General features: G+C 67.7%; 14 protein-coding genes. 5 read left to right on the top strand and 9 right to left on the bottom strand.

Features of this window, described 5'->3' with window-relative positions; genetic code table 11:
* Nucleotides 1-452: 452 nt before the first annotated feature.
* The 3 genes from ACIREO_RS00005 to thyX form a co-directional block, all read right to left on the bottom strand.
* The gene (locus ACIREO_RS00005) at nucleotides 453-2138 is read right to left on the bottom strand and encodes a ribonuclease J (protein ID WP_404102734.1); all 1686 of its coding nucleotides are present in this window, start codon (nucleotides 2136-2138) and stop codon (nucleotides 453-455) included.
* 130 nt (nucleotides 2139-2268) lie between these two features.
* The gene (gene dapA / locus ACIREO_RS00010) at nucleotides 2269-3168 is read right to left on the bottom strand and encodes a 4-hydroxy-tetrahydrodipicolinate synthase (RefSeq protein ID WP_404102737.1); all 900 of its coding nucleotides are present in this window, start codon (nucleotides 3166-3168) and stop codon (nucleotides 2269-2271) included.
* Between the two features lie 152 nt (nucleotides 3169-3320).
* A complete protein-coding gene (gene thyX, locus ACIREO_RS00015; protein WP_404102740.1) occupies nucleotides 3321-4058 on the bottom strand; it encodes an FAD-dependent thymidylate synthase in 738 nt (245 codons plus the stop codon).
* A 175-nt stretch (nucleotides 4059-4233) separates the two neighbouring features.
* Between thyX and ACIREO_RS00020 the strand changes: the two genes are divergently transcribed.
* Both ACIREO_RS00020 and ACIREO_RS00025 read left to right on the top strand, forming a co-directional pair.
* The gene (locus ACIREO_RS00020) at nucleotides 4234-4473 is read left to right on the top strand and encodes a hypothetical protein (protein ID WP_404102743.1); all 240 of its coding nucleotides are present in this window, start codon (nucleotides 4234-4236) and stop codon (nucleotides 4471-4473) included.
* Between the two features lie 93 nt (nucleotides 4474-4566).
* On the top strand, nucleotides 4567-5118 hold the full coding sequence (locus tag ACIREO_RS00025) for a hypothetical protein (RefSeq protein WP_404102746.1): 552 nt from the start codon (nucleotides 4567-4569) through the stop codon (nucleotides 5116-5118).
* Nucleotides 5119-5161: 43 nt separating this feature from the next.
* Here ACIREO_RS00025 and ACIREO_RS00030 read toward each other — a convergent pair whose 3' ends face one another.
* The 6 genes from ACIREO_RS00030 to eccD form a co-directional block, all read right to left on the bottom strand.
* Nucleotides 5162-5614, bottom strand: a complete 453-nt coding sequence (locus ACIREO_RS00030; RefSeq protein WP_404102749.1) for a hypothetical protein — start codon at nucleotides 5612-5614, stop codon at nucleotides 5162-5164.
* 14 nt (nucleotides 5615-5628) lie between these two features.
* Nucleotides 5629-6381, bottom strand: coding sequence for a 4-hydroxy-tetrahydrodipicolinate reductase (gene dapB / locus ACIREO_RS00035; protein ID WP_404102751.1), 753 nt, complete (start codon nucleotides 6379-6381; stop codon nucleotides 5629-5631).
* 23 nt (nucleotides 6382-6404) lie between these two features.
* The gene (locus tag ACIREO_RS00040) at nucleotides 6405-7784 is read right to left on the bottom strand and encodes a M16 family metallopeptidase (protein ID WP_404102754.1); all 1380 of its coding nucleotides are present in this window, start codon (nucleotides 7782-7784) and stop codon (nucleotides 6405-6407) included.
* On the bottom strand, nucleotides 7781-9994 hold the full coding sequence (locus ACIREO_RS00045) for a polyribonucleotide nucleotidyltransferase (RefSeq protein ID WP_404104427.1): 2214 nt from the start codon (nucleotides 9992-9994) through the stop codon (nucleotides 7781-7783). Before ACIREO_RS00045 ends, ACIREO_RS00040 begins: the two co-directional genes overlap by 4 nt.
* Before the next feature lie 269 nt (nucleotides 9995-10263).
* Nucleotides 10264-10554, bottom strand: coding sequence for a 30S ribosomal protein S15 (gene rpsO, locus ACIREO_RS00050; RefSeq protein ID WP_003965855.1), 291 nt, complete (start codon nucleotides 10552-10554; stop codon nucleotides 10264-10266).
* A gap of 176 nt (nucleotides 10555-10730) precedes the next feature.
* Nucleotides 10731-12233 (bottom strand): type VII secretion integral membrane protein EccD, encoded by a 1503-nt coding sequence (gene eccD, locus ACIREO_RS00055; RefSeq protein WP_404102757.1) that lies wholly within the window; start codon nucleotides 12231-12233, stop codon nucleotides 10731-10733.
* 246 nt (nucleotides 12234-12479) lie between these two features.
* Between eccD and eccCa the strand changes: the two genes are divergently transcribed.
* The 3 genes from eccCa (at nucleotide 12480) to ACIREO_RS00070 (ending at nucleotide 19373) form a co-directional block, all read left to right on the top strand.
* On the top strand, nucleotides 12480-16448 hold the full coding sequence (eccCa, locus tag ACIREO_RS00060; protein ID WP_404102760.1) for a type VII secretion protein EccCa: 3969 nt from the start codon (nucleotides 12480-12482) through the stop codon (nucleotides 16446-16448).
* A 148-nt stretch (nucleotides 16449-16596) separates the two neighbouring features.
* Nucleotides 16597-17067 carry a hypothetical protein gene (locus ACIREO_RS00065; RefSeq protein ID WP_404102763.1) on the top strand — a complete coding sequence of 157 codons (471 nt, stop codon included), beginning with the start codon at nucleotides 16597-16599 and terminating at the stop codon, nucleotides 17065-17067.
* On the top strand, nucleotides 17067-19373 hold the full coding sequence (locus tag ACIREO_RS00070; RefSeq protein ID WP_404102765.1) for a hypothetical protein: 2307 nt from the start codon (nucleotides 17067-17069) through the stop codon (nucleotides 19371-19373). Before ACIREO_RS00065 ends, ACIREO_RS00070 begins: the two co-directional genes overlap by 1 nt.
* Nucleotides 19374-19434: the final 61 nt, after the last annotated feature.

The following is a 19434-nucleotide window of genomic DNA, read 5'->3' on the forward strand; positions in this document are numbered from 1 at the left end:
CTCAAGGAACGGACGCTTCCTTCGGTCCCGTTTCACCGGGGCCCTCCGGGCGCTTCCCTTCGTTCTTGCGTTTCCGACTCTATCAGACTCTTTCGTGTCCGATTCCCGGCCGAAGCGGGATCTCACTAGGTAGTTAAATCACTACCGTGCTTTCCAGTTCTTCGCTTTCGCGCTTCCCTTTCCGGCGGTTCCGACTTTACCAGACTCTTTTCCGTCCCGTTTCCGGTCCGAATTTGATTCCAGCGGCCTGCGGAGTGGCTTTTGCCTTTCGGCGCGTCCGACTTTATCAGAGATTCTGAGCCGGATTTCCCGCCTCATCGAAGGGCTCCAGGCGCACATGTGCGCGAGGTGCTTCCCGTTCAGGCGGAATGGCAAACGTACTGGAGCGGGGCGCCCCGATGCAAATCGAGGCGCCCCGCTCCTGGTTGGCGACCTGACGGCAGCCGTCGAGATCAGACCTCGACGACGACCGGAAGGATCATCGGACGCCGGCGGTAGGTGTCCGACACCCACTTGCCCACCGTGCGCCGGACCAGCTGCTGAAGCTGGTGAGGCTCCATCACGCCGTCCTGCGCCGACTTGTTGAGCGCCTCCTCGACCCTGGGCACCACCGCGGTGAACGCGCTGTCGTCGATGCCTGAGCCGCGGGCCTGGATATGGGGGCCGCCCACGATCTTGCCCGACGAGCTGTCGACCACGATGAAGACCGAGATGATCCCCTCGTCACCGAGGATGCGCCGGTCCTTGAGGGAGGTCTCCGTGACGTCACCGACGGAGAGGCCGTCGACGTACACGTAGCCGGCCTGGACCTTGCCGACGATCTTGGCCTTGCCGTCGATGAGGTCGACGACGACGCCGTCCTCGGCGATGACGATGTGGTCCTTCGGCACGCCGGTCAGCGCACCGAGTTCGGCGTTGGCCCTGAGGTGGCGCCATTCGCCGTGCACCGGCATCAGGTTCTTCGGCTTGCAGATGTTGTAGAAGTACAGCAGCTCGCCGGCCGAGGCGTGGCCCGAGACGTGGACCTTGGCGTTGCCCTTGTGGATGACGTTCGCACCCCAGCGGGTCAGGCCGTTGATCACGCGGTAGACCGCGTTCTCGTTACCGGGGATCAGGGACGACGCCAGGATCACGGTGTCGCCCGGAACGATCCGGATCTGGTGGTCACGGTTGGCCATGCGGGAGAGCGCGGCCATCGGCTCGCCCTGCGAGCCCGTGCAGACCAGCACGACCTCGTCGTCCGGCAGGTCGTCCAGCGTCTTGACGTCGACGACCAGGCCCGCGGGCACCTTCAGATAGCCCAGGTCACGGGCGATGCCCATGTTCCGGACCATGGAGCGTCCGACGAAGGCGACCCGGCGGCCGTACTCGTGGGCGGCGTCCAGGATCTGCTGGATGCGGTGGACGTGGCTGGCGAAGCTGGCCACGATGATGCGCTTCTGGGCGTTCGCGAAGACCGTGCGCAGGACGTTGGAGATGTCCCGCTCCGGCGGCACGAAGCCGGGGACCTCGGCGTTCGTCGAGTCGGAGAGAAGGAGGTCGATGCCCTCCTCGCTCAGCCGGGCGAACGCGTGCAGGTCGGTGAGGCGCCCGTCCAGCGGCAGCTGGTCCATCTTGAAGTCGCCGGTCACGACAGCCATACCCGCAGGGGTGCGGATGGCGACCGCGAGGGCGTCCGGGATGGAGTGGTTGACCGCGACGAACTCGCAGTCGAACACGCCGATGCGCTCACGCTGTCCCTCGGTCACCTCAAGGGTGTAGGGACGGATCCGGTGCTCCTGGAGCTTGGCCTCGATGAGCGCGAGGGTCAGCTTGGAGCCGATGAGCGGGATGTCCGGCTTCAGCCGGAGCAGATACGGGACGGCACCGATGTGGTCCTCGTGGCCGTGCGTGAGGACGATGCCCTCGACGTCGTCCAGGCGGTCCCTGATGGTGGTGAAGTCCGGAAGGATCAGGTCGATGCCGGGCTGCTCCTCCTCCGGGAAGAGCACACCGCAGTCGACGATGAGCAGACGGCCGCCGTACTCGAAGACCGTCATGTTGCGGCCGATCTCGCCCAGGCCGCCCAGCGGGGTGACCCGCAGGCCGCCCTTGGGGAGCTTCGGCGGGGTACCGAGTTCAGGATGCGGATGACTCAAAAGACTCTCCTTACCACGCGCGCCACGTACCGCTGAGGGCACGTGGCGCGCATGTCATTCGTGCACTTGCTGTTGTCAGGTGGTGTTTCCGTCGCGAGTCTCCTCGCTTATTCAGTTGTGAAGTCCGTGGTTAGAGCTGTACCCCACCGGCGGCCAGATCGATCTTGAGCTGGGCCGTCTCCTGGGCGGTGAGTTCCACCAGGGGGAGGCGCAGCGGGCCGGCGGGCAGGCCCTGGAGGGTGAGCGCGGCCTTGGTGGTGATCACGCCCTGGGTGCGGAACATCCCCGTGAAGACCGGGAGCAGCTTCTGGTGGATCTCCGTGGCCTTCTGTACGTCGCCGCCGAGGTGGGCCTCGATGAGCGCGCGCAGTTCCGGGGTGACCACATGGCCGACGACGGAGACGAAACCGACGGCGCCGACCGAGAGCAGCGGGAGGTTGAGCATGTCGTCACCGGAGTACCAGGCGAGACCGGACTGGGCGATGGCCCAGCTGGAGCGGCCCAGATCTCCCTTGGCGTCCTTGTTGGCGACGATCCGGGGGTGTTCGGCGAGGCGTACGAGCGTCTCTGTGTCGATCGGCACACCGCTGCGGCCCGGAATGTCGTACAGCATGACCGGGAGCTCCGTGGAGTCCGCGATGGCGCCGAAGTGGCGGAGGAGGCCCTCCTGCGGCGGCTTGTTGTAGTACGGCGTGACCGCGAGGAGGCCGTGCGCACCGGTGCGCTCGGCGGTGCGTGCCAGCTCGATGCTGTGCCGTGTGTCGTTGGTGCCGATGCCCGCGATGACGTGGGCCCGGTCTCCTACGGCTTCCAGCACAGCCCTTACGAGCTGGTCTTTCTCCGCGTCGCTGGTGGTCGGGGACTCGCCGGTGGTGCCGTTGATGACCAGGCCGTCGTTGCCTGCGTCCACCAGATGGGCGGCGAGCCGCTGGGCACCGTCGAGGTCGAGTGCACCGTCCGCCGTGAAGGGCGTGACCATAGCGGTGAGGACCCTCCCGAAGGGGGTCTGCGGAGTGGAGATCGGAGCCATGGGTAACACGCTACTCGTTGCTCGGAGCGCCGTGTCCCCTCGGGGGGACGAGGAAGAGGAGCCCGGCACTGCCTGCTCGGGGGTTCAAGCAGTGCCGGGTCCGTTTGATCAGCCTAGATGAACTTCACGAAACGTCGCAATACGGACACCGCCTACGGGGCTACCCGTCCGTTTTTGTTGAAGGCGGCATGAGTGAGCGGCATCAGGCTCTGCCAGTGCTGTTCCATCTGTTCGCCGACCATTTCGATCTCGCGCTGCGGGAAGGACGGCACCTTGGCCAGCTCGTGCTGGGTACGCAGGCCGAGGAAGTGCATCAGCGAGCGGGCGTTGCAGGTGGCGTACATCGTGGAGAACAGGCCGACGGGGAGCACCGCGCGGGCTACCTCACGGGCGACGCCTGCGGCGAGCATCTCCTGGTAGGCGTCGTACGCCTGGCGGTACGAGTCCTCCATGGCGCGGCTGGTCAGCTGGTGCTGCTCCGGGGTTCCCTCGACGAACTCGTACTTGCCGGGGCGGCCCTGCTGAATCAGCTTGCGGGACTCGCCCGGGACGTAGAAGACGGGTTCGAGCTCCCTGTAGCGGCCCGATTCCTCGTTGTACGACCAGCCCACCCGGTGCCGCATGAATTCGCGGAACACGAAGATCGGGGCGCTGATGAAGAAGGTCATCGAGTTGTGCTCGAACGGGCTGCCGTGCCGGTCCCGCATCAGGTAGTTGATGAGCCCCTTGGAGCGCTCGGGGTCCTTGGTGACCTCTTCCAGGGACTGCTCACCGGCCGTGGACACCCGGGCTGCGAACAGCACGTCGGAGTCGCCGGCGGCGGATTTCACCAGGTCAACGGTGACATCGCTGCGGAAGTGGGCCTTCGTGGGCTCGGGGGTGTCGGTCACCGGCGGGGGTCCTTCCAATGGCGTCGCTCGGGCGGCGTCCACTCTACGGGCCTCGGGGCCGGCCTCCGTCAGCAGGAAATTTTGGACGGGTTCGGCGATTCGGGGCACCGATGACGCCTCTCGTACGTCTGACTCATTAGCAGCACCCGTCACAGAGTTCAAGGAGAGCTTCCTCATGTTCCGCCGGCGTGAATCCGTCCCGTTCTCGTTCGTTGCCGAGGCCGACCGATTCCGCAGTAATGTCACTCCGCCTCCCCGTCGGCGCGCCAGCCGCTCCCAGCTGGCCGCCCATTCCCTCGTAGGGCTGACGCTGGTCGCCGGCTTCGCCGGTTCACTGCTCTTCGGCCTGCCCGCTCTCGACACCGACCGGACGCCGTCGCACAGCCAGACGTCCGAGGCCGCGCAGCACCGCTGACCCGTACGGGCCCCCTGGGGTGGTCGGCCGGAGGGCTGCTCGGTAGCCTCACCGGGCACAGCAATCGAGCGTGCTTGTGAGTGAGGATCAGTCGTGCCCCTGCCCTTTCTGACGGCCGACCGCGCATTCGACGCGGACGCAGAGGACATCGCACTGCCGTTCGACGACCACGACAGCTGGCGGCGGCCCTACCGCCCCGGCCCGTGGCGGGTCGCGGCGGCAGCCACCCTGCTGCTGCTGGCGTCCTTCGTTCTGCTCGCCGCGATGATCATCACGTTTGCCGGATCGCTGTCCGGCGCCACCGCGTGTTTCGTGCTCGCCGCCGTGGTGATCACCTCTGCGCTGCGGCTGCTGCGGGTCGGCGCCTGGGTGAGCCGGCACGGCGTACGCCGGGTGGGCTTCTTCCTCACGACCACTGTGCGGTGGGGGGACGCCGCAGCCGTGCGCACGGTGCAGCAGCCGGTCAAGTGGCTCGGTCTCCCGCGCACCGTCCAGGGACAGGCCCTGATCGTGGAGCGTAAGGGCGGCGCCCCGTTGGCTCCTCTGGTCACCGACCACAACGCGGACTTCCTGGCCCGTGCCGAGGCGTTCGAGCGTGCCACGGACTCGATCGAGGCCTGGGGCGACGAATACCGCAGGGACTGACGGAAGAGCCCCGGAGCCACCTTGCAAGCCGGTACGGCGCCGTTCAGGCGCGTACCGGCTTGCCCATGTGAAGGGCGATGGCACGCTGCATCGCCTTACGGGCGCGGGGGGTGTCCCTCGCGTCCTGGTAGGCGACCGCAAGCCGGAACCAGCAGCGCCAGTCGTCCGGGCTGTCCTCGGTCTCCTCCCGGCGCCGCGCGAAAACGGCGTCGGCGGAGTCCCGGTCGATACGACCGGACGGGGTGCGCACCAGCTCGTCGACGGGGAGGCCGTCCTCCGAGTCCAGCTCGGCCGCCAGGGCGTTGGCCCTGCGGACGAACTGGGTGTTCTTCCAGAGGAACCAGACGCCGATCACCGGCAGGATCAGCACCGCCACACCGAAGGTGACCGTGAGCAGTGTGCCGTGCCGGATGAGCAGGACGCCCCGGCTGCCGGCCAGGACGAAGTAGAAGACCAGGACGGCAGCGGTGACGACGTAGGTGAGCTTTGCGCGCATGGGGTTGGGCCCAGTCAGTTCAGGTCGAGGAAGTGTTCCAGGCCGAAGGTGAGGCCGGGAGTGGTCACCACGCGGCGGGTGCCGAGCAGGATGCCCGGCATGAAGCTGCTGTGGTGCAGCGAGTCATGGCGCAGGGTGAGGGTCTCGCCCTCGCTGCCCAGCAGGACCTCCTGGTGGGCCAGGAGGCCGCGGAGCCGGACCGAGTGCACCGGGACCCCGTCGACGTCCGCGCCGCGCGCTCCGTCCAGTGCGGTGGCGGTGGCGTCGGGCTGCGGCGCCGCCCCGGCCTTCTCGCGGGCCGCCGCGATGAGCTGGGCGGTGCGGGTGGCAGTGCCGGAGGGTGCGTCGGCCTTGTTCGGATGGTGGAGCTCGATGACCTCCACCGACTCGAAGTAGCGGGCGGCCTGCTCCGCGAACTTCATGGTGAGCACCGCTCCGATGGAGAAGTTCGGCGCGATGAGCACGCCGGTCTCCGGGGAGGCGGAGAGCCAGGTGTTCAGCTGCGCGAGCCGTTCGTCGGTCCAGCCCGTGGTGCCGACGGCGGCATGGATCCCGTGCCGGACACAGAAGTCGAGGTTGTCCATCACCGACGCGGGTGTGGTCAGCTCGACGACGGCCTGGGCACCGCTGTCCGTGAGGGTATCCAGCGTGTCGCCGCGGCCGAGCGCGGCCACCAGCTCCATGTCCTCGGCGGCCTCCACGGCTCGTACCGCCTCGGACCCGATGCGTCCCTGGGCGCCGAGAACGGCCACGCGCAGCTTGCTCATGTGTTGTTTTCCTTACGGGGTGGTTAGGAGACCGCTTCCTGGAGGCGGTCGGCCTGCTTGTCCTTCAGCGGGCCGATGACCGAGAGCGAGGGCCGCTGTCCGAGGACGTCGGCCGCGACGGCCCGGACCTCGTCGGGGGTGACCGCCGCGATCTTCGCCAGCATGTCATCGACGGACATCTGTTCGCCCCAGCAGAGCTCGCTCTTGCCGATGCGGTTCATGAGCGCGCCCGTGTCCTCCAGGCCGAGGACGGTGGAACCGGCGAGCTGGCCGACGGCGCGGCCGATCTCCTCGTCGCCCAGGCCGTCCGTCGCCGCGCGGTCGAGTTCGTCGCGGCAGATCTTGAGGACGTCGTGCACCTGGCTGGGGCGGCAGCCCGCGTACACGCCGAAGAGCCCGCAGTCGGCGAAGCCCGAGGTGTACGAGTACACGCTGTAGGCGAGGCCGCGCTTCTCCCGGACCTCCTGGAAGAGGCGGGAGCTCATGCCGCCGCCGAGCGCGGTGTTCAGGACACCGAGCGCCCAGCGGCGCTCGTCGGTCCTGGCCAGGCCGGGCATGCCGAGGACGACATGGGCCTGCTCGGACTTGCGGTTCAGCAGGTCGACGCGGCCCGTGGCGCGCAGCGTTCGGGAGCCTTCGCGGGGCGCCGTGGGGACGGCGTCGGTACGGCCCAGGGCGCCGGCGCGCTCGAACGCCTTGCGGACCTGTCGCACGACCGTGGCGTGGTCGACGTTGCCGGCGGCGGCGACGACCAGGTGCGTGGGGTCGTAGTGCTTCTTGTAGAAGCGGGCGATCTGGCCGCGGTTCAGGGCGTTGACCGTGTCGACGGTGCCGAGCACGGGGCGGCCCAGCGGGGTGTCACCGAGCATCGTGTGCGCGAACAGGTCGTGCACGCAGTCGCCCGGGTCGTCCTCCGTCATGGCGATCTCCTCGAGGATGACGCCGCGCTCGGCGTCGACGTCCTCGGGTGCGATCAGTGAGCCGGTCAGCATGTCGCAGACGACATCGATGGCCAGCGGCAGATCCGTGTCCAGGACCCGCGCGTAGTAGCAGGTGTACTCCTTCGCCGTGAAGGCGTTCATCTCGCCGCCGACCGCGTCGATCGCGGACGAGATGTCGAGGGCACTGCGCTTGGCCGTGCCCTTGAAGAGGAGATGTTCGAGGTAGTGCGTCGCGCCGTTCAGGGTGGGCGTCTCGTCGCGTGAACCGACGTTGGCCCAGATCCCGAAGGTGGCGGAGCGGACGGAGGGCAGGGTCTCCGTGACGACCCGGAGGCCGCCGGGGAGCACGGTGCGGCGGACGGTTCCGATGCCGTTGCTGCCCTTGAGAAGCGTTTGGGTACGGGCGACGGCCCGCCCCTCCGAGGAGGGGCGGGCCGTCGTCACGGGACTACGGGACGTCACTTGTCGGTGTCGTCCTTCTTCTCGTCTTCTTCACCCTCGATGACGGGGATGAGGGAGAGCTTGCCGCGGGAGTCGATCTCAGCGATCTCGACCTGCACCTTGGCGCCGACGCCGAGCACGTCCTCGACGTTCTCCACACGCTTGCCACCGGCGAGCTTGCGGATCTGCGAGATGTGCAGCAGGCCGTCCTTGCCGGGCATCAGGGAGACGAACGCACCGAAGGTGGTGGTCTTGACGACCGTACCCAGGTAACGCTCGCCGACCTCCGGCATGGTCGGGTTGGCGATGGCGTTGATCGTGGCGCGGGCGGCCTCGGCCTGCGAACCCTGCTGGGCACCGATGTAGATGGTGCCGTCGTCCTCGATCGTGATGTCGGCGCCGGTGTCCTCCTGGATCTGGTTGATCATCTTGCCCTTCGGGCCGATGACCTCACCGATCTTGTCCACCGGGATCTTGACCGTGATGATCCGCGGGGCGTTCGGGGACATCTCGTCCGGGACGTCGATGGCCTCGTTCATGACGTCCAGGATGTGCAGACGCGCGTCACGGGCCTGCTTCAGCGCGGCGGCCAGGACCGAGGCGGGGATGCCGTCGAGCTTGGTGTCGAGCTGGAGCGCGGTCACGAACTGCTTCGTACCGGCGACCTTGAAGTCCATGTCGCCGAAGGCGTCCTCCGCACCGAGGATGTCGGTGAGGGCGACGTAGTGGGTCTTGCCGTCGATCTCCTGCGAGATCAGGCCCATGGCGATACCGGCGACGGCGGCCTTGAGGGGCACACCGGCGTTCAGCAGCGACATGGTGGAGGCGCAGACCGAGCCCATGGACGTCGAGCCGTTGGAGCCCAGCGCCTCGGAGACCTGGCGGATCGCGTAGGGGAACTCCTCGCGCGACGGCAGCACCGGCACGATGGCGCGCTCGGCGAGCGCTCCGTGGCCGATCTCGCGGCGCTTGGGCGAGCCCACGCGGCCGGTCTCGCCGACGGAGTACGGCGGGAAGTTGTAGTTGTGCATGTAGCGCTTGCGGGTCACCGGGGAGAGGGTGTCCAGCTGCTGTTCCATGCGGAGCATGTTGAGGGTGGTGACGCCCAGGATCTGGGTCTCGCCACGCTCGAACAGCGCCGAGCCGTGCACACGCGGGATGGCCTCGACCTCGGCGGCGAGCGTACGGATGTCCGTGACGCCACGGCCGTCGATGCGGACCTTGTCCTTGATGACGCGCTCGCGGACCAGCTTCTTGGTCAGCGCGCGGTAGGCACCCGAGATCTCCTTCTCGCGGCCCTCGAAGGCCGGGAGGAGCTTCTCGCCCGCGATCTCCTTGATGCGGTCCAGCTCCGCCTCGCGCTCCTGCTTGCCGGCGATGGTGAGCGCCTTGGCGAGCTCGGTGCTGACGGCGCCGGTGAGCGCCTCCAGGACGTCGTCCTGGTAGTCGAGGAAGACCGGGAACTCGCCGGTGGGCTTGGCAGCCTTGGAGGCGAGGTCGGACTGGGCCTTGCAGAGCGCCTTGATGAAGGGCTTCGCAGCTTCCAGACCGGCGGCGACGACCTCTTCGGTCGGGGCCTCGGCGCCGTCCTTGACGAGCTGGATGGTCTTCTCGGTGGCCTCGGCCTCGACCATCATGATCGCGACGTCACCGTCCTCGAGGACGCGACCGGCGACGACCATGTCGAAGACGGCGTCCTCGAGCTCGGTGTGCGTCGGGAAGGCGACCCACTGGCCCTTGATCAGGGCGACGCGGGTGGCGCCGATCGGGCCGGAGAAGGGCAGGCCCGCCAGGATCGTGGAGGCGGAGGCGGCGTTGATCGCGACCACGTCGTACAGGTGGTCGGGGTTGAGCGCCATGATCGTCTCGACGATCTGGATCTCGTTGCGCAGGCCCTTCTTGAAGGAGGGGCGCAGCGGCCGGTCGATCAGGCGGCAGGTGAGGATCGCGTCCTCGGAGGGCCGGCCTTCACGGCGGAAGAAGGAGCCGGGGATCTTGCCGGCCGCGTACTGCCGCTCCTCGACGTCCACCGTGAGGGGGAAGAAGTCGAGCTGGTCCTTGGGCCGCTTGGAAGCGGTGGTGGCCGACAGCACCATGGTGTCGTCGTCCAGGTACGCGACGGCGGAGCCTGCGGCCTGCTTGGCCAGGCGGCCCGTCTCGAAGCGGATGGTGCGGGTGCCGAAGGTACCGTTGTCGATCACGGCTTCGGCGTAGTGGGTCTCGTTCTCCACTAGTGATTTCTCCATACTCGTCGTCTTTCGTCCTGCCGCCCGTGTGGCGGAGGACGGTGCGGAGAGGCGCACCGTGTGTGCGGGCCGGTCTTCGATCGAAGCTCCCGGGCGTTGTCCCGGGGGCCACTACCGAGGACCGGCGGCGGCCGTGGGGCGCCTCTCCTCGTCTGGTGTTGTACGTCCAGGTTACTGAGCCGGGGCCCGGTACCGCACGTACGGCAAAGGGAGCGGTCCCCTGGAAGTGGGTACCGCTCCCTTTAACAGCGTCTTTACTTGGCGCCGCCGGCCGCGCCACGGCGGATGCCGAGGCGGTCGACGAGCGCACGGAAGCGCTGGATGTCCTTCTTGGCAAGGTACTGCAGGAGGCGGCGACGCTGGCCGACCAGGATCAGCAGACCACGACGGGAGTGGTGGTCGTGCTTGTGCGTCTTGAGGTGCTCCGTCAGGTCCGAGATCCGGCGGGAGAGCATGGCGACCTGGACCTCGGGGGATCCGGTGTCACCCTCCTTCTGGGCGAACTCGGACATGATCTGCTTCTTCGTAGCGGCGTCGAGCGGCACGCGTACTCCTCTTGATGTTCGATGCGCCCACGAGTGCCCCTGGTCTTGATCTCAGGGGAGCTTCCATGACTCGGAGGCGAAGGTCCGATGAGCGCAGCCCCCAGGATGATCCGGGGACGCGTACACAAACGGCCACTGGCCAGAGTACCAGTCGTTCGGCGCGCCCCCGACGGGTGTCAGCTGGTGAGGGCGCGGATCGAGTGGTAGACGTCGAAAACGGCGAGGCACAGCGGCAGCAGCGTCAGGAGTACGCAGGCCTCGGCGACCTCGAGGAAGCGCCCCCAGAACGGTGTGACGCCCTTGCGCGGCACGATCAGCCCGATGGCGGTGATCAGCGCCGCGACGCCGGCGACCGCGGCGGTGAGCCAGATCGTACGGATGTCGAGTCCCGCACCGTCACCCTTGAGCGCTTCCAGGATCAGCTCGGTCGGCGGGTTGAGCGACAGTCCGAGGCCGAGGAGCACGAGTGCGGCGAGGCCGGCCCCCAGGGCGCAGCCGACCTGGGCCGTGTAGCGGAACAGGTGGGCGCGCATCAGCATCGCGGCTCCGATGGCGAGCGCCAGCAGCTGGCCCCAGACACTGTCCGAGAAGCCGAGCACCGCAGCGGCCCCGACAGCCACCAGCGCGCATCCGCCGACGAGGCCGAGGAGCAGTTCGTGGCCGCGTCGCGCCTGGGCTGCGATGCGGCCGGCGTCGACCGGGCCCTGCGGTGCCGGGTCGGACGTCCCGTAGTCACCGGCGGTGGTGCGGGGCGGCTCGAAGCCGATCGGGAGGCGGGCGAAGCGGGTGGAGAGCCCCGGCAGGAAACCGAGGAGCCCCACGGAGAGGGGCGCGCAGACGGCCGCGGTCTCGGACGGCTCCATGCCGGTCATGATCGCGATGAAGGTGACCAGTACGCCGATGGCGGAGGCGAACACGAACGCGACGAAGGTGCCGTCACCTTCGGGGGCGGCGATCATGAGGATCACCGACAGCACCAGCACGGCTGCGCAGGCGAGCAGGAACTGGAGCCTGCCGACGCCCTGTCCCTGGCTGAGCGGCAGGAGCCCGGCACCGCCGACCGCGGCGCTGGTGAGCGCCCCGATCCCCAGCGCGATGGATGAACCGCGGTCCGCGTAGACACGCGCGCGCACGCACGCCAGCGCGAGAAGGAGCAGGGCGGTGACGGCGGCCAGGATGCCCGGCAGCCCGTGCATGTCGTGCCGTACGTCGGAGGTCCACAGCACGAAGCCGAGAAGGACCAGCAGGACCGACCCGCCGAAGAGGCCGGCCGAGCGCATGAGGCTGTCGCCCCAGAGAGTGCGGTCCCGGGCGACGGCGGTGGCGACTGCGTCGGAGACGTCGTCGAAGACCGCGGGGGGCAGCGACTCCGAGAAGGGCCGCAGGGACAGCAGCTCCCCGTCGAGGATGCGCAGACCGGCCAGCGTGCGTCCGCTGTCGAGCACGGTGCCGTCACGGCGCACCAGGTGGTAGCCGACCGGGGCGCCCTGGGCGGGGCTCTGTCCCGACAGCCGGAGAATCTCCGGGTAGAGGTCGGCGACGGGGATGTCCTCGGGCAGCGCCACGTCGACGCGGCTGTCGGGCGCGACGACCGTGACCCGGCAGAAGCCGGTTGCGTTGCCGGCCGGAACTCCGGGACCCGGCCGACCGGATCCGGTAGCCGCCGTTTGGGCCGTCATAGTCACCTGCTGCTCCCCCTCATGCTTCTCCTGGATCTCCTGTGGAACGCACCCCTGGACCACGGGCTCCCGCTGCGTCCCGAATGACCCATTTTTTTGCGGTAGTTAGCGGATGCGTACACGCGTCGCGACACCCTACCGCCCTCGGGTCGGCGGGTACGCCAGTAGGATCCTCCCGCGGACGGAACCCGTCGCCACGGGGGCGCCGATAGGAACAGTTCCGTCCGGCAAGGGAATTGGTGAGCTGTGAGCCAGATTGTCGTCAAGCGCCCACCGCGGGCCCTCCCCTCCGAAGTTCCGGGCGAGCAGGTGCAGTTGCAACCTCCGCCCGAGTTGCCTCGGGGGCAGCAGGAGGGGGTGATGATGCAGCTCCTGCCGATGCTCGGCATGGGTGGTTCCGTCGTCTTCTTCTTCATGACGCCGAACCCGATCATGCGGATCATGGGCATGGTCATGATTGCGTCGACGGTCGCGATGGCGATCTCGATGATCATCCGCTTCCGGCGCGGCACCCAGGGCCAGCTCGCGGACATGCGGCGCGACTATCTGAAGTATCTGACACAGACCAGACGCGCTGTGCTGCGGACCGCCCGGAAGCAGCGCGACGCGCAGTTCTACCTCCACCCCTCACCGGAGCAGCTGTGGGCGCTCGTCGCCGAGGGCAGCCGGGTGTGGGAGCGCCGTGTGGGGGACGCGGACTTCGCGCACGTACGCATCGGTCTGGGCAGCCAGGAACTCGCCACGCCGCTCGTCGCACCCGACACCGCGCCGGTCGATGAGCTGGAGCCGCTGACCGCCGGGGCGATGCAGCAGTTCCTGACGACCCACAGCACGCTGGACGGGCTGCCGATGGCGGTCTCGCTCCGCGCCTTCTACCACCTGACGATCAGCGGTGAGTCGGAGTCCGCGCGTGCCACGGCCCGCGCGATGGTCGGGGCGCTCGCCTCGCTGCACTCCCCCGAGGACCTGATCATCGCCGTCGCGACCAGCCGCGACGCCGCTCCGCGCTGGGAGTGGACGAAGTGGCTCCCGCATGTCCAGGCACAGGGCTCCATCGACGGTGCCGGCAGCCGCCGCCTGATCACCACGAAGGTCGCGGAGCTGGAGGAGATGCTCGCGGGACGCCTCGACGGCCGTCCCCGTTTCCAGCCGGGTGGCCAGCCGATCCTCGACCAGCCGCACGTCGTCGTGGTGCTCGACGGCGAGTCCGTACCGGCGACGTCGGCGCTCGCCTCGGCGGAGGGCCTTCAGGGCGTGACGGTCGTCGAGATCGTGACGGGCCAGGTCAACGGAGCGCGCGGCGGCCTCTCCATCGTGGTCGATCCCCACTCGCTGCAGCTGGAGTCGGGGCACGGCCTGGTGTACGACGGCGTCCCCGACCTGCTGAGCCACGAGGCCGCGGAGGCGCTGGCGCGGCAGCTGGCCCCCCTCCATGTGGCCTCGGGCGGGGACGACGACGAACCGCTGCTCGCCAATCTGGAGTTCACCGATCTGCTGAACCTCGGTGACGCCGCCTCGGTCGACGTCAGCCGGACCTGGCGGGCCCGCTCGCAGGCGGAGCGGCTCCGGGTACCCATCGGCGTGGGCGAGGACGGCGCCCCCGTGATGCTGGACCTGAAGGAGGCGGCGCAGGAGGGCATGGGCCCGCACGGCCTGTGTGTCGGCGCCACCGGTTCCGGCAAGTCCGAGCTGCTCCGCACGCTCGTGCTGGGCCTGGCCGTCACTCACACGTCGGAGACGCTGAACTTCGTCCTCGCGGACTTCAAGGGTGGCGCCACCTTCGCCGGTATGGCACAGATGCCGCACGTCGCAGCGGTGATCACCAACCTCGCGGACGACCTGACGCTGGTGGACCGCATGGGCGACTCCATCAGCGGTGAGCTCAACCGCCGCCAGGAGATGCTGCGCGACGCGGGCAACTACGCCAACATCCACGACTACGAGAAGGCGCGGGCCGCGGGCGCCCCGCTGCAGCCCATTCCCTCCCTCGTCCTGGTCATCGACGAGTTCAGCGAGCTGCTCTCCGCGAAGCCGGACTTCATCGAGATGTTCGTGCAGATCGGGCGTATCGGCCGTTCGCTGGGCGTACATCTGCTGCTGGCCTCGCAGCGCCTCGAGGAGGGGCGTCTGCGCGGCCTGGAGACCTATCTGTCGTACCGGGTCGGTCTGCGTACGTTCTCCGCGGGCGAGTCCCGGGCCGCGCTGGGCGTGCCCGACGCCTACCACCTGCCCAATGTCCCCGGTTCGGGGTATCTGAAGTACGGCACGGACGAGATGGTGCGCTTCAAGGCGGCGTACGTCTCCGGGGTGTACCGCTCGGGCGCCCAGCCCGCCGTGTCCGCCGGTCCTCTGCCGGTGGACCGCAGGCCCGTGGTGTTCACCGCGGCCCCGGTGCCGGTCCGCTACGTACAGCCGACGGGGCAGGCCGGGGTACCCGACGCCCGCAGGTCGGAGGACGACGCCCTGGCCGACACGGTGCTCGACGTGATCGTGCGCCGCCTGGAGGGCCGGGGGGCCTCCGCACACCAGGTGTGGCTGCCTCCGCTGGACAATCCGCCGTCGCTGGACGAGCTCCTGCCGGGGCTCTCCCCGGTGGAGGGCCGTGGGCTGACCCAGCCCGGCTTCGAAGGCGCGGGGCGCCTCGTCGTGCCGCTGGGTGTGGTCGACAAGCCGTACGAGCAGCGCCGGGACACGCTCTACCGGGACTTCTCCGGCGCGGCCGGCCACATGCAGATCACCGGTGGTCCGCAGTCGGGCAAGTCCACGATGCTGCGCACGCTGATCGCGGGCTTCGCCCTCACGCATACGCCCCAGGAGGTCCAGTTCTACGGCCTCGACTTCGGCGGCGGCGGCCTGTCCTCGGTCTCCGGGCTCCCCCACGTCGGCGGGATCGCGTCGCGGCTCGACCCGGAACGGGTACGTCGTACGGTCGCCGAGGTGTACGGGATCATGGCGCGCCGCGAGGAGTACTTCCGCAGCGCGGGCATCGACTCCATCGCCACATTCCGCAGGCTTCGGGCCCGCGGTGAGATCTCGGTGACGGACCAGCCGTGGGGCGATGTCTTCCTGCTCATCGACGGCTGGGGCAACTTCCGGACGGACTACGAGGCCCTGGAAGCCGCGGCCATCGACGTCGCGCAACGCGGCCTCGGTTACGGCATCCACCTGGTCGTCACCGCGTCGCGTTCCATGGAGGTCCGGGCGAACCTCAAGGACCACCTGGTGAACCGGCTGGAACTGCGGCTCGGTGACGTCATGGACTCCGAGCTGGACCGCAAGGCCGCGGTCAACGTGCCCGCCGGCGTACCCGGGCGCGGTCTCACCCCGGAGAAGCTGCACTTCATGGCCGCGGTACCGCGGATCGACGGCATCAACTCCGACAGCGACCTGTCCGAGGCCACGGCCGCCATGAACCAGGAGGTCGCCCGGCACTGGACCGCGGCGCCCGCCCCGGCGGTCCGGCTGCTGCCCCGCGAACTCCCCGTCCACGAACTGCCCGCGGGCTACGCGCGGCCGGAGCGGGGCATCGCGTTCGGTATCGACGAGAACAACCTGGAGCCGGTCTTCCTCGACTTCGAGCGGGACCCGTTCTTCCTGGTGTTCGGCGAGAGCGAGTCCGGCAAGTCCAATCTGCTGCGCCTGCTCATCAAGCAGCTGACCGAGAGGTACGACGGGAACGCCGCCAAGTTCTTCGTCATCGACAACCGGCGAGCGCTCCTGGACGTCACGCCCGCGACGCACCTGGCGGAGTACGTGCCCATGTCCAACAACATGGAGCACCACGCGGACGCGCTGTACGACCTGATGAAGCGCCGTACGCCCTCGCCCGATGTCACGGCCCAGGAGCTGCGCGACCGCAGCTGGTGGAGCGGCCCGATGGTGTTCGTGGTCGTCGACGACTACGACCTGGTCTCGACGTCGAGCGGCAACCCGCTGTCGAAGCTCACGGAGATGCTGCCGTTCTCCCGCGACGTCGGCGTGCGGTTCATCATCGCCCGCAGCACGGCGGGGGCGGGCCGCGCCCTGTACGAGCCCTTCATGCAGCGCATCCTGGAGCTCGGCGCGCAGGGTCTGATGCTCTCGGGCGACCCCATCGAGGGAGACGTACTCGGAGGCGTACGACCGCGCCCGATGCCCCCGGGGCGCGGGGTCTTCGTCACCCGCCGCCGCGGGAACCCGCTGGTGCAGTCGGGTCTCATGGACGGGGAGCGGTAGGCCTACCTACGGCGGTACCCGGGCGGGCGGTGACAGCGGGCGGATTCTCGCCACTGTTGCCGCCCGCTTCGGCGTGTGAGGGCGGGCGGCGAGCAGAATAGATTCCGAATTCCGGCATTCCGAGTACTGATTGAGGGGGGCTCCACGCATGGCATGGGCCGAGTGGGAGCAGTTGAAGGCGGATGCAGCCGGCAGGAGCGGCACGCAGATGCGGCTCAACAAGGCCGAGCCTGGGGGCAGCGGGGGCAAGAAGGGCGACCTTGCAATCAATCAGACAGACCTGTCGGGCGTCCGTGACGAGGCCTCGAAGCTGAATTCCCGCCTGTGGAAGGAGGCCCGCGTCGCAGTGCCCACGAGCGAATCGGCGGCAGGCAATCTCACCACTCAGGGCTTCGAACTCGGCGGTGCTCTCCGGCACGTGGCCAGCAAATGGGACATCCAGCTCAAGTCCCTCCTGGATGCCTGTGGGCACATCGCGAACCACATGGACTTCACGAAGTACGTGCACGGTGGAGACGACCAGTACGTGAGAAGCAGGGTCAGCAGTATCACGTTGCTCGGCGAGGCCTTCGACGACGACAACGCGCCAAAGGGTGAGAAGAACAAGGCGGACAACTGATGGACCTGGAAACCCTGCGCTTCGCCACCTTCGGGCAGCTGGACGAGGCCGTCACCGACTGGTCGACCATGGTGACCAATCTCGCCACCCTGGAAAAGGATGCCCGCGACGGTCTCAAGGCAAAGGCCGACAAGGCGGACTGGTCGGGCGACAACGCCAACGTCACCAAAGGGGTCGTCGACAAGACGGTGCGAGAGTTCGCTGACGCCCACAAACAGGCCAAATCCCTGTGGAACATCCTGAAGGACACGCGCAGCGAGTTGAAGGCGTACCAGGGGGAGCTCAACGAGGCCTTGGCACGCGGGTCGGCGAAGAACCTCAGGGTTACCACGACCACCGGAGGGGGATTCATAGTCACGACGGGTTCCCCCTTTGTCGCCCCGACCATGGGCCCCAGCGCGCCCGCCCCCAGCGAGAGCCAGCATGATGTCGACGCCCTCCGCGGCGAGCTCCAGAAGATCCTCGACAAGGCGACCGAGAGCGACCACACGGGCTCTGTCACCCTCCGTGCTCTTGCGGACCAAGCCGAACTCGGATTCGCCGGTGCCGAGTACAAGGACCGGGACTCCGCGGCCAACGCGATCAAGCAGGCCGACGAGCTGTCGGCGCTCGCGAAGAAGGACCCCGAGGACCTCACGGCCAAGGAGTTCGACAAGCTCAACGCCGGGCTCAAGAAGATGTCGGGCGACGAGCTGTTCAGCGCCCGCTTCGCGGAGAAGCTGGAAGCGCAGGGGACGTTGGACTTCTGGTCGGAGCTGAACACCCCGAGGCCTACCGACCTGCAGAGGGCCCGAGGCGACCAGTTCGACGAACTGCAGAAGAACCTGAGTCTCACCCTGGCCACTGCCAGCCACAGCGACTCGTACGAGATGACGAACTGGAAGCGCGAGATGGTGGATCTCGGCAGCCAGCCCCTCGCGAAGAGCTCGAACACCGTGGGATTCCAGGTGATGAGCAACCTCATGCGATGGGGGAACTTCGACAACAAGTTCCTCGACGACTACGGGAACGAACTGATCAAGACCGAGAAGGAACGCACCGACAACGGGCGGCATGGGGCCTGGCGCGTCGGCAGCCCCATGGACCCAGTCCTCAACCGTACGGGTTCGGATTCTGGGACCGACCCGATGACCGGCTTCATGAAGGCACTTTCGAGCAGCCCTGACGCTGCGACGGAGTTCTTCAGCGACACCTTCCTGACGAAGGATGAGGACCACGAATTCAAGGAAGACACCGACGGGAACGGCAAGAGGGAGATGAGGGAGCTCAGCAACTTCGACTACCTCTTCGAGGAGCGGGACTGGCCGGAGGACCAGACCGACAAGGGCGAGGACAGCGTCTCCGGCCGGAATGCCATGGCCTTGGCTCTGGAAGCGGCAACCACCGGGCACCCGGCGGGGGAAATCCCAGCAGAGGGCCTGCCGGCTCATAACGCAGGCCAGGCAAAACTCATGGAAAGCCTCACAGCTTCCATCTCGGAAGACCCCGGGCGCCTCACCGATCACGGATACATGTCTGACAGTATCGGTCAGATTACCTCCGAGTATCTGCCTGACATCAACAGAGCCACCACCGATGCCGGCGAACAGAATAGGAGCGTACCCAAACTCTTCCCGATTGCTGGCCACGTAGCTGACCTGGAACATACAGATGTAACTCGTCTACTCGTGAGCCTAGGCCAGAACCCAGAGGGCTACAGCGCCGTCGAAGTGGGTCAAAAATCGTACATGGCCAGCCTCCTGGATTACCACCTCAACCCAAACCTTCCCGACGACCAGAAGTACCCCCACTCAACCGAAGACACCGTCAAGGAAATTACTCGCAGATCAGGCGAAGTCGGTGGAACTCTTGCGATCGGACGCCAGGAAGCAGTTTTGGGGGAGGCCAAGGAGGACGACGATAACTTCGAGAACGCCGTGAACCAGAAGAAGGGTATCTCTTCGGGGATTATTGGAACAGGTGTGGGTATTGGCACCAGTTTCATCGCCAGTCCCCTGGTAGGCGCTGCGGTGGGCGGCGTTGCCGGCACCGTGAGCGGTGCCGTCCTGGAACAGCTTTTCAAAGACACGGAACCTGAAAAGGTAAACCAGGCAGGAAAAACTGTAGGCGAGCTTTGGGAGGATAGCTCGGAAAGGAATATTGAGCTTGCCAGGATTGCGGCAGATGGAGCCGGAAGAACACACAGCTCCCCAGACGTAGAAAAATTCGAGGAATGGACACGGGACGGAACCCGGGACGGGTTCAATGACGCCTCTACAGCAGGCCAACAGATGGCCGACGACCTTGAGACTGAGATTCCGACGTAACTGGAAGGAATAGCGCACGCAGCCAACGAGCGAGCACGCACACCTGCCGCCGGAGAATATG

The sequence above is a fragment of the Streptomyces sp. NPDC102441 genome, from assembly GCF_044765585.1.
GTDB lineage: Bacteria > Actinomycetota > Actinomycetes > Streptomycetales > Streptomycetaceae > Streptomyces.

Bases quoted from the DNA above. Each gene is read 5' to 3' on its own strand.
- dapB (WP_404102751.1), bottom strand. From the start codon at position 6,381: ATGAGCAAGCTGCGCGTGGCCGTTCTCGGCGCCCAGGGACGCATCGGG.
- ACIREO_RS00020 (WP_404102743.1), top strand. From the start codon at position 4,234: ATGTTCCGCCGGCGTGAATCCGTCCCGTTCTCGTTCGTTGCCGAGGCC.
- ACIREO_RS00065 (WP_404102763.1), top strand. From the start codon at position 16,597: ATGGCATGGGCCGAGTGGGAGCAGTTGAAGGCGGATGCAGCCGGCAGG.
- ACIREO_RS00030 (WP_404102749.1), bottom strand. From the start codon at position 5,614: ATGCGCGCAAAGCTCACCTACGTCGTCACCGCTGCCGTCCTGGTCTTC.
- eccD (WP_404102757.1), bottom strand. From the start codon at position 12,233: ATGACGGCCCAAACGGCGGCTACCGGATCCGGTCGGCCGGGTCCCGGA.
- ACIREO_RS00070 (WP_404102765.1), top strand. From the start codon at position 17,067: ATGGACCTGGAAACCCTGCGCTTCGCCACCTTCGGGCAGCTGGACGAG.
- dapA (WP_404102737.1), bottom strand. From the start codon at position 3,168: ATGGCTCCGATCTCCACTCCGCAGACCCCCTTCGGGAGGGTCCTCACC.